Below are 15068 nucleotides of genomic sequence, written 5' to 3'. Positions count from 1 at the left end.
TATTTGTTTAATTAAGCGATTCAGCTTATATTACCACTGTAAAAATTTTTTAGATACGAGGAAATTTAATATGACTAGTATGCTAAAGAAAGCATCAGAAGATGATACATTGTTGAATTCAGATAATTCTGTTTTTGTTCTAATTGATTATCAACCAACACAGGTGAATTCAATTAATTCAATGAATCGGGCTGAATTAATCAAGAATATCGTTGTTACTCAAAAATTGATCAATGGCTTTAAAATACCAACTATTTTATCAACAGTGAATGTAGCTACCGGAAAGAATAAGGATACTATTCCGCAATTGAAGGAGTTATTACCTAATGTTGAATCTTACGATCGAACGCAGATTGACGCCTGGGAAGATCAAGAATTTTATGATGCGGTAAAGGCGTCAGGTAAGAAAAATATTATCATTGCGGCTTTATGGACGGAAGCCTGTCTAAGTTTTCCAACCCTTAATGCCTTAAAAGAAGGGTATCACGTCTTTCCAGTTGTTGACGCAGTCGGTGGTACTTCTAAAATTGCCCATGAAACAGCATTACGAAGAATGGAACAAGCAGGTGCACAATTGACAACAGTCACACAGTTAGCTTGTGAATTACAACGTGATTGGGGTCGTAAAGAAACTGTACCGGCGTTTGTTGAAGCAATGACTGCTATGGGGGATTTCTTGGAACTTGGATAAAGAAATTCAATCGAAAAAAATAATTAATTCATATCGTATTAAAAAGAGTATCTATATCAATTTTTGTGGTTGATATAAATACTCTTTTTTGACGATTTAAAAAATATAAATATTTAGATAATAAAAGTACATATAGTTAAAAGATTCTATTAGAAGTGATACGATAGGGCTTGTTTTGCACCGACTAAATCAAATGTTGGAGGGAAATTATGACAGAATTTGATACGAAATTAGTTCATGGGACACCACAAAAAGATAACAATACAGGGGCCGTTAATGTACCTGTTTACAATTCATCAACTTATATTTATCCATCAGTTGATGCCAAAGTTAAATATGATTATGCTCGTTCTGGAAATCCAACCAGAAATTATTTGGAACAGCAAGTTGCAGAACTGGAGGATGGTTATCGAGGATTTGCCTTTTCTTCAGGGTCAGCTGCCATCCATGCAGTTTTGGCAATTTTTAAACCAGGGGATCATTTGATCATTGGCAAAGAAATTTATGGCGGAACTTTTAGAATTATTAATGAATTTTTTAAACGTTGGAATTTAGAATTCACTGCTGTTGATACTCAAAATTCTGAAGAAATTGAAGCAGCAATTAGACCGAATACTAAAGCAATTTATTTTGAAAGTTTTACTAATCCTTTATTACATGTAACAAGTGTTAAGAAAACAGCTGAGGTCGCTAAGAGACACAATCTTTTAACAATTGTCGATAACACTTTCTTATCACCATATCTTCAAAGACCTTTGGATTTGGGAGCTGATATTGTGATCCATTCGGCTACTAAGTACTTAAGTGGACATTCAGACGTTATTGCCGGTATGGCGGTAGCCAAGGATGCAAAAATTGCTGAAAAGATTTATTTTAATCAAAATGCGATTGGTTCAACACTTTCGCCTGAGGATTCCAATTTAGTTCGTCGAGGAATTCAGACTTTAGCAGTTAGAATGGATCGTCATTTGAGTAATGCTCAAAAAATTGTGGAATTTTTACAAAGCCGTTCAGAGATTGCTAAAATTTATTATCCAGGAATTGCTGGCAGTAAAGATCACGAAATAGCCCAAGCTGAGGCCGATGGCTTTGGCGGAATCGTTTCTTTCGAATTAAAAGATGGTTTGGACTCTACTGAATTTGTTGAAGGAACTGAATTGATTCAATTGGCCGTTAGTTTGGGTGCTGTCGAGAGTTTAATTGAATTGCCATATAAGATGACACATGCTGAATTATCGTCTGAGGAGCAATTAAAAGCGGGTATTACGCATCAATTAGTTAGATTATCCGTTGGTATTGAAGATCCTAAAGACTTAATCACAGATCTTGCTAATAGTTTAGACCGATTACAATAAAAAACATCTATGTCAGAAAATGATACGAATTATGTATCGTTTTTCTAGTCATAGATGTTTATTTATTTTTTTTAATGTTTTGGTGATCTTCATTGAATGGTTTTTTGTCATCAACCGAAACTTTAGAAGAATTATCGAATTTAAAATGTAATTGATCAGGTTCAGGATTAGTATTGTTAACTTCAAAGTCACCTTTAAAAATTCGTAACTTTGGCTTATCGCTGGTAAAAACTAAATCTTGACCTTGAAATTTAGATCCGCTATGGACGGTTAGGTCATTTTTATGAGGAACTACGTATGAAACCATAGTTAAATTACGAAAATAAGTTTCTGAGTGTTGACGTAATTTAAATTCGTGAGTAACGATTGAATTTCTCAAATATGCTTTTGATTTTCTTTGAAATAAAAATTGAATTGAAGTATTGTCCGCAAAAATTTGGCTATTATCGAGCGATAGGCCGATTGCTTTTGTCTTCATGCCGGTCAAAATTTGTGAGTTTTTGAATGAGAAGTTAGCATTTTGACCGTAAACTGTATCCCAATTATCAGAAGTTTCACGATTTATGCAGACATTGTCCGTATAAACTTCGGCACCGTCATAGGCGGATAAAGTGTTTTCACCGTTAGCAGGGAAAGTAATTGTTAAATTTTTAAAAATAATAATATTCTTAGCACCAATGGTAAAACTACAATTTAATTTAATATTATCTTTGTTAGAAGATTTACCGATAAAAGTTAAATTTTGTCTGACTGTACAAATAAAGGGGCTCTCACTTGTAAAGTAGGTGCCAGGCTGCAATTCAATAACATCGCCATCCTTAGCGTTTACAATAGCTTGAGCCAATTGATCATCTTTATTTTCTTGATCGCCAATGATAAATTTACTCATTTTAATAGGCCCCCTTTAGAAAAGAATTTTAGAAATTTATTATAATAGAGTAAAATAAAAAGGACCAACAATATAGATTGCTAGTCCTTTTTAAATAATTAAGTGATAATTATACACGAGTAACTTTTCCTGATTTCAATGCTCTAGCTGAAACCCATACACGTTTTGGCTTACCATCAATCATGATACGAACTTTTTGCAAGTTTGGCTTCCAAGAACGTTTTGATTGGTTAAGAGCGTGTGAACGTTTGTTACCGAACACTGTTTTACGGCCTGTAATAATATCTTTTGCCATGGGACCGACCTCCTTTGGCTACATGTTTTTCTTTAAAATATCACCTGACTAATTTACCATAACCTAGAAATGAAATCAATAGACTAATTGTGTAATAATAGAGTTTATTATAGTTTATTTCTTTAATTCGAAATGTTGCTATGATAAAATTTTAATGTTTATTATAGCTTAGGTCCAAAGAATAGGAGGATCCAGAAATGGCAGTTACAATAAAAACAAAACATGGTGAAATTGAAATTTCAACAAATACTGTTGCAACAATCGTTGGTGGAGCTGCTTCTGATATCTACGGTATCGTAGGTATGGCAAGCAAGAATCAATTGCGTGATGGTATGAATACAATCTTAAACCGTGAAGATTTTTCTAGAGGTATAGTTATTCATCAAGAAGATGGTAAACTGGCCGTTGATGTCTATATAATCGTTGGATATGGAATTAAAATATCTGAAGTAGCAAGAAATTTAAAAGAAAAAGTAAAATATAACCTAGAAACAATGCTAGGAACACCAGCCGGCACTGTTAACATCTATGTTCAAGGAATTAAAGTTCTAGATGATATTGAATAGGTAAAGCTGGTTGGAGGGGAAACTTTTGAGCAAAGAATTAATTACAAAAAAAGAATTTTCAGATATGGTGCGTGTTGCATCGCACAGACTTGAAAAAAATGCTAAGTTTGTAAATTCGTTGAATGTCTTTCCGGTTCCTGATGGCGATACCGGAACTAATATGAGTTTGACAATTCAGAGTGGTTTTAAAGCTGTTAATGAATCAGAGAGTGAAAATGTCGGTGTTCTTGGCAAAGCTCTTGCAAAAGGTCTTTTGATGGGCGCACGTGGTAATTCAGGTGTTATCACTTCACAAATTTTCCGTGGTTTCTCAAAGAGTATTGAAGATAAAGATTCTTTGACAGCTATGGATTTAGCTAAAGCTTTCGATGATGGTGTGAAAACGGCCTATAAAGCTGTTATGAAGCCAGTTGAAGGAACAATTTTAACTGTTGCCAGATATGGTGCTGAAGCTGCTATGAAGAAGGTCGAAAGCACTAATGATACGATCGAGATTCTACAAGCAGTTGTTGCAGGTGCTAAGGTCGGACTAGAGAAGACACCGTCATTACTTCCTGTATTGAAAGAAGTTGGTGTAGTTGATTCTGGTGGTCAAGGACTAGTATTCATCTATGAAGGCTTCTTAGAAGGTCTAAGCGGTCAAACAAGCAATGATGAAGAATATGTCCCTGATGAAAAAGATATGAGTGAGATGGTTAATGCTAGTCATCATCAATCAGCTCAAGGTCAATTTAATACAGATGATATCGAAAATGGTTACTGTACTGAAATGATGGTCAAATTGGGTGATGATCCTACTTCTGACGAAAAATTTGATAATGAAAAGTTACGTAGCTATTTAGATACTATTGGTGATTCACTGATTTGTGTGTCTGATGATGAAGTGATTAAAGTCCATGTTCACACCAACTATCCTTACAAAGTTTGGGAAGCTGGTCGTAAATTTGGTTCTTTATCAAAAATTAAAATTGATAATATGAGACTTCAACATGAAACAATTGTTGAAGAAGATGAACCATTTGAAAATGCTGAAGCACCTAAGGAAGAAACAAAACAATTAGACTATGCTGTTATTGCCGTTTCTTCAGGTGAAGGTTTAGCTAAGTTATTTGAAAGTTTAGGTGTGACAAATATTATCAGTGGCGGACAAACAATGAATCCATCAACAAATGATATTGTTGACGCAATCAATAAATCTAATGCTAAACGTGCACTTGTTTTGCCTAATAATGGAAATATCATTATGGCGGCCAAACAAGCGGTCGATCTAGTGGATATTCCGGTAGCTATTGTTGCTACAAAGACGATTTCACAAGGAATGACAGCGATGCTTTCATTCAATCCTGAATCTGATTTGGAAGATAACAAAGAAAATATGGAAGACTCCTTAGATACCGTTAAGAGTGGTCAAATTACTCAAGCTATTCGTGATACTGAGATTGATGGCTTAAAGATTACCAACGGTCATTATATGGGAATTGTTGACGGTAAGATCTTAGTTGATGATGCCGATATTATTGCCGGTACGGAAAAGATGCTCGACAAAATGATTGATGAAGATAGTGAAGTAATTACTATCTTGGTTGGTAAAGATGGAAATACTGAAGATGCTCAAAAAGTCGCCGATTACTTAGATGATAAGTATGCTGATCTCGAAACAGAGATTCACCAAGGTGACCAACCAGTTTATCCATATTTAATTTCGGTTGAATAAAAATAAAGGAGGCACTGATGAAACGTTTGTTTTGTCATGCCTCTTTTAGTTCTGTTAGAGAAAGGGGAAATTTATGGATCTTAGAAAAGTATCGTTGGCAACATTGCCTGGCGTAGGTCCTAAACGCTTAGAATCTTTACAATCGTTGGGAATCGAAAATGTCTATGATTTGTTATTTTATTTTCCTTTTCGATATGAAGATATGGAAGCTAAGTCATTAGATGAAGCCACCGATCAAGAGAAGATTCTTTTGAAGGGTGTTGTTGCCAGTGATCCGGTCGTTTTCCGTTTTGGTTACAAAAAAAATCGTTTGAACGTACGACTCTTGGTTGAAAATGAATCGATCATGGTGACTTTCTTTAATCAACCATGGTTAAAAGATAAATTTGAGACCGGTAGTGATGTAGCGGTTTATGGCAAATGGAATCAAAATCGACGTGCACTGACTGGTGTTAAAGTGATTGATGTAAATAATGACGACTCGATCGACTCAGTTTATTCAGTAAATAAAAATATTCATCAAAAAACATTGATTAATTTGATAAAATTAGCTTTTGAAAAATATCATGATCAGATTGATACCGTAGTACCAGAATTCTTGCGGGAAAAATATAAATTGTTGAATGATGAACAGATTGTAGCTGGAGTTCATTTTCCTAAAGATGCAGAACAGAGTGATGAAGCCAGACGTAGTGCAAAATTTCGTGAATTTTTCTTATTCCAGTGTGGTTTGCAGAGTATTAAATTAAATGATAATCAAGGAAATGTCGGAATAATTGAAGGTTATGATAAGACATTTATTGAAAAATTTATTCAAGATTTACCGTTTACTTTAACGCCAGCACAAGATCGAGTTGTCAAAGAAATATTGAGTGATATGGATTCAGATCATCACATGAATCGTCTTTTGCAAGGGGATGTTGGATCTGGAAAGACAATCGTTTCAGTTATTGCTATGTTGGCTTCAGTAACAGCGGGATATCAGGCTGCCATCATGGCACCAACGGAAATTTTGGCTCAACAACATTTTGATAAAATTAGTAAATTGTTGGCACCATTGAAGATTCGGACGGCTTTATTGACAGGCTCACAGACAAAGAAAGAGCATGATTTTATTACTAGTGACATTGCTGATGGCAAAACAAATATTATTGTGGGAACCCATGCTTTGATTCAAGAGGGTGTCGACTATAAGAATTTAGGTTTGATTGTAATTGATGAACAACATCGTTTCGGTGTTAATCAACGAAAAGCTATGCGTCAGAAGGGTGAAAATCCAGATGTTTTGGCAATGACGGCCACTCCAATCCCAAGAACTTTGGCAATTACTACTTATGGTGATATGGATGTTTCACGAATCGATCAGTTGCCCGCTGGACGTAAAAAAATTGAAACCTACTGGATCAGAAGTCAGAAGATCGAACAGATGTATCAATTTGTCGATAAAGAGTTATCCACAGGAGCTCAAGTGTACGTAGTCACACCACTGATTTCTGAATCAGAGAAGATGGACTTAAAAAACGCTGAGTTGATTTACGATAAATTTACAGAACTTTTTGGTAAGAAGTACAAAATTGGATTACTACATGGCCAAATGCCTAATGATCAAAAAGAATCAGTTATGAATGATTTTAGTGATAAAAAAATTGACGTTCTGGTTTCTACGACAGTTATTGAAGTCGGAGTTGACGTACCGAATGCTTCAGTAATGGTTATCTATGACGCTAACCGTTTTGGTTTATCGCAGCTACATCAGCTTCGTGGTCGTGTTGGTCGGGGGGAGAAACAATCTTATTGTATTTTGATTGCAGATCCTAAAAACGAAACAGCATTAGAGCGGATGAAGATCCTGACTTCAACTAATGATGGCTTTGTTCTAGCTGAAGAGGATTTGAAGATGCGTGGCGCGGGTGATATGTTAGGTAATCGTCAGTCAGGTTTGCCAGAGTTTAAAGTTGGTAATCCTGTTAATGACATCAACATTCTAGAAGTGGCTCAAGAAGAAGCAAAACGTCTCTTTGAAGATGAGAAACTGATGAATAGTCCAGAAACAGAGACTTTAAAATCATTTATAAGTGATGAATTTGACCAATTAAATAATTTTGATTAGTGAGGAAACAAAATGAAAATAGCTGTAGATGCAATGGGTGGGGACAATGCTCCTCAAGTAATTGTTGAAGGTATTGAACAAGCACGAGACGAATGGGATAATTTGGAATTCGTTTTATACGGTGATCAAGAAAAGATCAAGAAATATTTGAAAGATAGCACAAGAATTTCTATCGTTCACACGGATGAAGAGATTTTGGGAACTGACGAACCAGTTAGAGCTATTCGTTCTAAAAAGAATGCTTCAATGGTTTTGGCCGCAAAGTCAGTTAAAGATGGCGAAAATGATGCCCTCTTTTCATTAGGAAATACTGGTGCATTGTTGGCAGCAGGAATCTTTATTGTTGGAAGAATCAAGCAAGTTGATCGTCCAGCATTGATGCCAACTTTACCAGTAACTAATTCTTCCTTAGGCGTTAATATTCTTGACGTTGGTGCAAATGCCGAAGCTAAGCCTAGCTACTTACAACAATGGGCTGTGATGGGTTCAATTTATGCTCGCGATGTTAAAAAGATTGATAAACCACGTATTGCCTTGTTAAATAATGGTACTGAATACGATAAGGGTGATTCTCTACATAAAGAGGCTTATCAATTATTGAAAGATACTGAAGGTATCAACTTTATTGGCAATGTTGAATCAAATAATATTCTGGCTGGCGTAGCTGATGTTATCGTTACTGATGGTTTTACTGGAAATGCTGCTTTGAAGGCAACTGAGGGAACTGCTACGATTCTTTTAAGTGAATTAAAAGATGCCTTGCTAAACAACGGTATTTTTACTAAAATGGGTGCAGCTATCGTTTCACCGTCATTAAAGGGTTTAAAGAAGATGTTTGATACATCTCAAGCCGGTGGGGCAGTCTTACTTGGATTGAAGTCACCGGTAATCAAAGCACATGGTGCCGCAGATGCCAAAACAGTCTTTTATACAGTTAAGCAAATTAATGATATGCTACAGAATGATACAATTAACAAAGCAAATAAGTATTTTGAAAAAATGAGTACTGAAAAATAAGGAGAAACTCCATGACAGAACAAGAAGTTTTTGACAAAATCGTTTCATTGATTACTGACAAATTTGAAGTTGAACCATCAACAATTACTAAAGAAACATCTTTTACTAAGGATCTCGATGCTGATTCAATCGACCTTGTTGAATTTGTGCTTGAACTAGAAGATGCTTTCGGTTCAGAAATTCCAGATGATGATGCAGAAAAGATTACAACAGTTGGTGAAGCAGTTACTTACATTTCTTCACATCAAAAATAAGGCCGCGTGGTCTTATTTTTTTATCCGGATAATTATTTATGATAAAAGTTTAGTATAATTAATGTTATTGGAAAGGGGACACGTTATGTTAGATCCGAAATTCTTAGAATTTTTAGATGAAAGATACGGAATTAAATTTAACGATAAAAGACTCGTTGAAAGAGCCATGACACATTCGTCATTTGATAATGAACACAAGGAATTAGGTATTGGTGACTATGAACGTTTGGAGTTCTTAGGAGATGCCGTTCTAGAAATTAATATTTCTCGTTATTTGTTCAAAAAGTATCCTGAATTACCTGAAGGTAAATTAACAAGATTAAGATCAGATATTGTTAGAACAGATAGTTTTGCTAGATTTGCTAAAGAAATTAATATTGATAAATACCTTTTGATTGGTAAAGGTGAGGAAAAACAAGGTGCACGTCAAAGACATACATTATTGGAGGATATTTTTGAAGCCTTTAATGGTGCTTTGTATTTGGATCAAGGTAATGAAGTTGTAAATGAATTTTTGAAGAAAGTTGTTTATCCGCATATTGATTCAGGTGAATTCTCTGAGGATACAGACTTTAAGACTCATTTACAGGAGAAGTTACAACAATCCGGTGAAGTAGAAATTGATTATAAAGTGATCGATGAAGAAGGTCCTGATCACGATAAGAAGTTTAAAGTAGAATTAATTGCTAATGGTAAAATCTTGTCCAAGGGTCTTGGATACAGTAAGAAGCACGCCGAACAAATGGCAGCCAAAAGAGCATTAGAGGAATTATAGTAGGAGTTTAGTTTATGCCATTAAAATCGTTAACGATCAATGGGTTTAAATCTTTTGCTGACAAGACAAAGATTGACTTTACAAGTGGAATCACTGGTATTGTTGGGCCCAACGGGAGTGGAAAATCAAATATCACAGAAGCCATTCGTTGGGTAATGGGTGAACAATCAGCAAAAAGTTTACGTGGAGACAAAATGGTCGATGTGATTTTTGCTGGTAGTGCAACACGTCCCCAAATGAATCGGGCGGAAGTTGTTTTAGAGTTTGATAATCGTAATCACGAATTAAAATCGTCACAAGATGAGATTGTTATTTGTCGTCGTCTGTTTAGAAATGGCGATACAGAATTTTTGATCAACAATAAGCAGTGTCGTTTACGTGATATTACAGAATTATTTATGGATTCAGGGATGGGGAAACAATCATTCTCCATTATTTCTCAAGGCCGTGTTGAAGCTATCTTTAATAGTAAACCGGTTGAAAGAAGAACCATTATTGAAGAATCAGCGGGTGTTTCACTATTTAAGCAGAAGAAGCAGCAGGCTGAGAATAAAATGTCTGAAACAACAGATAATTTACATCGTGTTTCGGATATCGTCTCTGAGTTATCTAAGCAAGTTGAACCCTTGAAAGAGCAAGCTAGTATTGCTCGCGATTATCAAGAACAAAAGAGTAAGTATGACAGCATTTATCAAAAAATCTTAACAATTGAAATTAGAAATTTATCAGCTCAAAAGCATCAAATTGATAAGGAATTGCGTGAAGTTAAGTTAAGTGCTCAAAATATTGCTAGAGAAGTTAAAATTGCGAATAAACAAGTTGAAGACAACAACGCTGCTATCAATGATTTGACGCAAAAAATTGATGAGAACCAGACTAAATTGGTTGAGAATACCCGCACGCTTGAAGTATATAACGGTAAAGTGGCTGTAGCGGATGAACGTAGTGGCTTTAATTCAACTAATCAACTTTCTTTAAATAAACAATTAGATGATTTAAAGAAACAAAGGGAAGTTAATGAGAAAAAATTAACTGATTCTAATCAAAAATTAGCTGATTGTGAAGCACAGATTGCTGATTTTCAAAAGCAATTAAAAGATGTTCAACAGTTGAAGCAAAAGACTCCAGCTGATATTGAAAAGAATATTAGTGATCTTCGTGATCAATATGTAGATTTATTGCAGGAGCAGGTTTCTAACAATAATGAACAGAATTTCTCACAGAAGCAGCTGGATCGAATTCAAGCTCAAATTGGCGATCAAAATCAGCAAATTGAATCAATTAACAGTGACTTAACTGAATCAAAAGAGAAACGTCAGGCGGTAGAGGCCAGAGTTAAAACTTTGGTTACCGATAATAAGTCTTTAATTGAACATGATCGGACTTTGGCTAAAGAAATTGATCAAGTAACTGAGACTGGGAAACAAGAGAATCGTAATTATTTAAATGTCTTAGAAGGACTTCAAGAAATCAAGGCACGAAAAAAAGTTCTAGAAAACATGGAGCAAGAACATGCCGGCTTCTTTGAAGGTGCCAAAAATATCTTGAATAATCAATCTAAGCTAACTGGAATTGTTGGGGCCATTGCTGAGTTAATTTCGGTACCTAAAGAGTATCAATTAGCTGTTGAGACGGTTGTAAGTAACCAATTGCAATCAATCGTCACTGAAGATGAAGTCTCAGCTAAAAAGGCTATTGCTTTCTTACGCCAAAGCCGTGGTGGTCGAGCTACTTTCTTGCCTTTAAACATCATCAAACCACGCAGTATTTATGCTAATGACTTGAACAAAGCCCAAGCAATCGCAGGTTTTGTTGGGGTCGCTAGTGACTTGATCAAATATGATGGCAAAGTTGAAAATATTGTAAAGAATATTTTAGGTAATTTATTAGTTTCTGAGAACATTGATGCTGCTACTAGGATTTCAGCTGCAGTAGGCCGTAAGTATCGTGTTGTTACTTTGGACGGTAATGTGGTAAATGCTGGTGGTTCGTTAACCGGTGGTCAACAAAGAAGAGTTAATTCTAATATTTTGACAAGAAAAGATGATTTGACAGCCTTAACGACGGAATTATCTAAAAAAGAAATTTTACTTGATCAAAAGCAAAAGACTGTTCAAGATTTGCGTCAAAAGTTGATTGGCTTGAATGCTGAAAAGAAGACGGCTGATGAAAAATTAGCTAGCTTTAATCAAGAAAAGAATCAATTAGAAAACTCGATGTCAACTTATCGAAATGAAGAAAAACATTTTAAAGAACGTTTGGATGTTGTACAATACAGTCTTTCTAAGAATCAAGCAGAGGAATCAGATCTGAAATCCGACTTGGAAAAACAAGTACAATTGGCTAATGACATCAAGGACAAAATTGCTCGAGTACAAGATGAGATTAAGCAAAAAGAACAAATTCTAGCTGATTTTGATAGTGAGTTAAATTCAATTAACGAAAACGAACAAAACTTGCAGACTAAATTGGCAGTTGTTCAGAGTAAACATGAAAATGAATTGGCTCAGAATAATGATTTAAAAGAAAGTACAGTTAGTCTTAGCCGTCAAGTAACAGAAGTTGAAGAACGATTGAAAGATTTGAATTCTGAAAAAGATAAATTGCAATTAAGTAATTCAGAAGTAAAAGAAAAGATCAATCAGTTGAAACAAACAATTGCAGAACTCCAAAATAATGCTACAGATTTGAAGAGTAAACGTCAGAAACAACAAGAGCTATCTACTCAATTGAATGCAAAAGCTCAACGTAATTTTGATTTGCAAAAGAATGCTTCTGATCAACAAGAGACGTTAGCTATTAAGAATACAAAGCTTTCCAATGAAATTGATAGTCGTTTAGATATTCTATCTCAAGATTATCAATTAACTTATGAGGCTTCATTAGTTGAATTGAATAAGGGCGACTATGATCCAGAACAACTACAAAAAGAAGCTCGTCTACTTAAGATGGGAATTGATGAGTTAGGAACTGTTAATTTATCGGCAATTGCTGAATATGATAAAGTAAAAGATAGATATGAATTTTTAACACAGCAACAAAATGATTTGTTAAAAGCTCGAGCACAATTGTTAGATACAATGTCAGAGATGGATAAAGAAGTAACAACCAGATTCAAAAAGACATTTGATGAAGTTGCAGCTGCTTTTGAAGACATTTTTCCAGAGATGTTTGCTGGTGGTCGTGCCAAATTAGTACTAACCGAACCTGACAATCTTTTGGAAACAGGGATTGAAATTATTGCTCAACCACCAGGGAAGAAGTTCCAGCGTTTGAGTTTGTTATCCGGTGGTGAAAAAGCTTTAACAGCCATTACGTTATTGTTTGCTATTATCAAAGTGAAACCAGTACCATTCTGTATTTTGGATGAAGTTGAGGCTTCACTTGATGATGCCAACGTTTATCGCTTTGCTAATTATTTGAACCAATATGATGACAATACAGAATTTATTGTGATTACTCACCGTAAAGGAACCATGATGAATGTTAACCGTTTGTATGGAGTAACCATGGAAGAATCTGGTGTATCACGTATGTTGTCCGTCGAAGTCAAAAAATAAGGAGTTAATTATGGGATTATTTGATCGTATTAAAAAAGCTTTTACTGGAAAAGACGATTCTAAAGATGAAAAATTAGAAGAAAAAGCTCCAGAAGCTGAAAAAGAACCTGACCAAAGTGTTGAATCCAGCAAAACTTCTGATGATTCCGATAAAACAGAGGAAACACCTAAGGAAACTGAAGAATCAACTCCAGAGGTTAAAGCAGAACCAGAATCTGAATTAAAACCAGATTCAGAACCAGAACCAAAAGAAACGGAACCTGAAAAAGAGCCTGAAGAAGTTCAACCTGAACAAAAGGAGTCTCAAGTAGAAACACCTGAGGTTAAAGAAACTGTAGAACCAAAAGAATCTGAACCTGTAGACGCAACTGAAAATGAAGCAGAAGTAGATTCAGAACCAGAATCTGAACCAGAAGAGACACAAACAGAGGAAACAACTACTTCTGAAGATACTAAAGTAGAAGAGGAGACTGAGTCTGAAGAATCAGAGGACGTTGAATCAGAAACTGAAGATAAGTCTGAAACAGAATCCGAACCTAAAGACGATGTTAAAGAATACGATGAAGGTTTGAAAAAGAGCCGTAACTCCTTCAGTGCCCGTTTTAATCGTTTCTTAGCTAACTTCAGAAGTGTCGATGAAGATTTCTTCGATGATTTGGAAGAATTATTGATTGAATCAGATGTTGGTTATGAAACAGCAATGCGTATTTCTGATGAATTGCGTGAGGAAGTAAAACTTGAGAATGCTAAGAAACGTTCTGATGTTTCTAACGTTATCGTTAAGAAATTAGTTGATATGTACGGTGAAGAAGGTAAGAACGAAGATAATACTTTGAAATTCAGTGCTGATAAAACACCGACTGTTTTCCTATTCGTTGGAGTTAATGGTGCTGGTAAGACAACTACAATCGGTAAATTAGCACATAGATATCAACAAGAAGGCAAAAAAGTTTTACTTGCTGCAGGTGATACTTTTAGAGCTGGTGCGATTGAGCAACTTCAAGAATGGGGTAAACGTGTTAACGTACCTGTTCAAGCAAGCAAAGCACATACTGATCCAGCTTCAGTTGTTTATGATGCTGTCCAAAGAGCTGTAGAAGAGGATTTTGACATCTTATTAGTTGATACAGCTGGACGTTTGCAAAACAAAGAAGGCTTGATGCGTGAGTTGGAAAAGATCAAGCGTGTTATTACGCGTGAATTACCAGATGCACCGCAAGAAGTATTGTTAGTATTGGATGGTTCAACGGGTCAAAATGCTTTGAGTCAGGCTAAACAATTTAATGAGACAACTGCTGTTTCAGGTATTGTTTTGACAAAACTTGATGGTAGTTCTCAGGGTGGAATTGTCTTGGCTATTCGTAATGAGTTACATATTCCTGTGAAATTAGTTGGTTTGGGAGAACAAATGGATGATTTGCGTGACTTTGATCCTGAGAAGTTCATTTACGGACTATTTAAGGAACTAATTGTTGGGGCTTCAAATAAATAAAATGAAGATAGATGAAACCACACGCGTGAATCTGTTGTATAATTTTTATCATTCTTTATTAACTAAGAAACAGAGCCGCTATATTGAACTTTATTATGTTGAAGATTTCTCACTTAGTGAAATTTCTGAACAGTTAGAAGTTTCACGACAAGCGGTTTTGGATAATTTACATCGTACTGTTAATTCATTGGAGTCTTTTGAACAGGAATTAGGATTAATTAAAAAGACAACTGAGATTGATGATATTGCCGATACTTTGCAAACCTTGGTCGAAAAAAAATATTCCAACGATAAAGAGCTTTTAGATTTGGTACAGAGAATTTTAAAAATAAATGAAAATTAATAGGAGA

General features: G+C 35.2%; 13 protein-coding genes. 11 read left to right on the top strand and 2 right to left on the bottom strand.

The genetic code is table 11. The features are described 5' to 3' along the window. Positions 1-70: 70 nt before the first annotated feature. Together FC97_RS12180 and FC97_RS12175 are read left to right on the top strand one after the other, a co-directional pair. Positions 71-691, top strand: a complete 621-nt coding sequence (locus FC97_RS12180; protein ID WP_054641959.1) for a hydrolase — start codon at positions 71-73, stop codon at positions 689-691. 209 nt (positions 692-900) lie between these two features. Continuing rightward, a complete protein-coding gene (locus FC97_RS12175; RefSeq protein ID WP_054641958.1) occupies positions 901-2046 on the top strand; it encodes a trans-sulfuration enzyme family protein in 1146 nt (381 codons plus the stop codon). 58 nt (positions 2047-2104) lie between these two features. Here FC97_RS12175 and FC97_RS12170 read toward each other — a convergent pair whose 3' ends face one another. Beyond that, positions 2105-2935, bottom strand: coding sequence for a polysaccharide lyase domain-containing protein (locus tag FC97_RS12170; RefSeq protein ID WP_054641957.1), 831 nt, complete (start codon positions 2933-2935; stop codon positions 2105-2107). A 109-nt stretch (positions 2936-3044) separates the two neighbouring features. Beyond that, positions 3045-3230, bottom strand: coding sequence for a 50S ribosomal protein L28 (gene rpmB / locus FC97_RS12165; RefSeq protein ID WP_054641956.1), 186 nt, complete (start codon positions 3228-3230; stop codon positions 3045-3047). 197 nt (positions 3231-3427) lie between these two features. Here rpmB and FC97_RS12160 point away from each other — a divergent pair, with 197 nt between their 5' ends. From FC97_RS12160 to ylxM, 9 genes are all read left to right on the top strand, one after another. Beyond that, a complete protein-coding gene (locus tag FC97_RS12160) occupies positions 3428-3796 on the top strand; it encodes an Asp23/Gls24 family envelope stress response protein (RefSeq protein ID WP_025085695.1) in 369 nt (122 codons plus the stop codon). A 25-nt stretch (positions 3797-3821) separates the two neighbouring features. Then, positions 3822-5510: a DAK2 domain-containing protein gene (locus FC97_RS12155; RefSeq protein WP_087882335.1), complete on the top strand. Its 1689-nt coding sequence runs from the start codon at positions 3822-3824 to the stop codon at positions 5508-5510. A gap of 73 nt (positions 5511-5583) precedes the next feature. Next, positions 5584-7620, top strand: coding sequence for an ATP-dependent DNA helicase RecG (recG, locus tag FC97_RS12150; protein ID WP_054641955.1), 2037 nt, complete (start codon positions 5584-5586; stop codon positions 7618-7620). Between the two features lie 12 nt (positions 7621-7632). Next, positions 7633-8637, top strand: coding sequence for a phosphate acyltransferase PlsX (plsX, locus tag FC97_RS12145; protein WP_056968312.1), 1005 nt, complete (start codon positions 7633-7635; stop codon positions 8635-8637). A gap of 11 nt (positions 8638-8648) precedes the next feature. Continuing rightward, entirely contained in the window at positions 8649-8891 is a 243-nt protein-coding gene (gene acpP / locus FC97_RS12140; protein ID WP_025085698.1) for an acyl carrier protein, read from the top strand. A gap of 85 nt (positions 8892-8976) precedes the next feature. Next, entirely contained in the window at positions 8977-9666 is a 690-nt protein-coding gene (gene rnc, locus FC97_RS12135; protein WP_054641954.1) for a ribonuclease III, read from the top strand. A 14-nt stretch (positions 9667-9680) separates the two neighbouring features. After that, positions 9681-13226, top strand: coding sequence for a chromosome segregation protein SMC (smc, locus tag FC97_RS12130; RefSeq protein ID WP_056968309.1), 3546 nt, complete (start codon positions 9681-9683; stop codon positions 13224-13226). Between the two features lie 10 nt (positions 13227-13236). Next, positions 13237-14718 carry a signal recognition particle-docking protein FtsY gene (gene ftsY, locus FC97_RS12125; RefSeq protein WP_056968307.1) on the top strand — a complete coding sequence of 494 codons (1482 nt, stop codon included), beginning with the start codon at positions 13237-13239 and terminating at the stop codon, positions 14716-14718. A 1-nt stretch (position 14719) separates the two neighbouring features. Then, positions 14720-15061, top strand: coding sequence for a YlxM family DNA-binding protein (ylxM, locus tag FC97_RS12120; RefSeq protein WP_054641953.1), 342 nt, complete (start codon positions 14720-14722; stop codon positions 15059-15061). The last annotated feature ends 7 nt before the right edge of the window (positions 15062-15068 follow it).

The sequence above is a fragment of the Companilactobacillus kimchii DSM 13961 = JCM 10707 genome (assembly GCF_001435445.1).
In the GTDB taxonomy this organism is placed as follows: domain Bacteria; phylum Bacillota; class Bacilli; order Lactobacillales; family Lactobacillaceae; genus Companilactobacillus; species Companilactobacillus kimchii.
This window is presented reverse-complemented; position numbering and strand designations above follow the sequence as displayed.

What these genes read in the sequence shown, in the direction of transcription:
- FC97_RS12180 (WP_054641959.1), top strand. Translation starts at nt 71, where the DNA reads ATGACTAGTATGCTAAAGAAAGCATCAGAAGATGATACATTGTTGAAT.
- FC97_RS12175 (WP_054641958.1), top strand. Translation starts at nt 901, where the DNA reads ATGACAGAATTTGATACGAAATTAGTTCATGGGACACCACAAAAAGAT.
- FC97_RS12170 (WP_054641957.1), bottom strand. Translation starts at nt 2,935, where the DNA reads ATGAGTAAATTTATCATTGGCGATCAAGAAAATAAAGATGATCAATTG.
- rpmB (WP_054641956.1), bottom strand. Translation starts at nt 3,230, where the DNA reads ATGGCAAAAGATATTATTACAGGCCGTAAAACAGTGTTCGGTAACAAA.
- FC97_RS12160 (WP_025085695.1), top strand. Translation starts at nt 3,428, where the DNA reads ATGGCAGTTACAATAAAAACAAAACATGGTGAAATTGAAATTTCAACA.
- recG (WP_054641955.1), top strand. Translation starts at nt 5,584, where the DNA reads ATGGATCTTAGAAAAGTATCGTTGGCAACATTGCCTGGCGTAGGTCCT.
- plsX (WP_056968312.1), top strand. Translation starts at nt 7,633, where the DNA reads ATGAAAATAGCTGTAGATGCAATGGGTGGGGACAATGCTCCTCAAGTA.
- acpP (WP_025085698.1), top strand. Translation starts at nt 8,649, where the DNA reads ATGACAGAACAAGAAGTTTTTGACAAAATCGTTTCATTGATTACTGAC.
- rnc (WP_054641954.1), top strand. Translation starts at nt 8,977, where the DNA reads ATGTTAGATCCGAAATTCTTAGAATTTTTAGATGAAAGATACGGAATT.
- smc (WP_056968309.1), top strand. Translation starts at nt 9,681, where the DNA reads ATGCCATTAAAATCGTTAACGATCAATGGGTTTAAATCTTTTGCTGAC.
- ftsY (WP_056968307.1), top strand. Translation starts at nt 13,237, where the DNA reads ATGGGATTATTTGATCGTATTAAAAAAGCTTTTACTGGAAAAGACGAT.
- ylxM (WP_054641953.1), top strand. Translation starts at nt 14,720, where the DNA reads ATGAAGATAGATGAAACCACACGCGTGAATCTGTTGTATAATTTTTAT.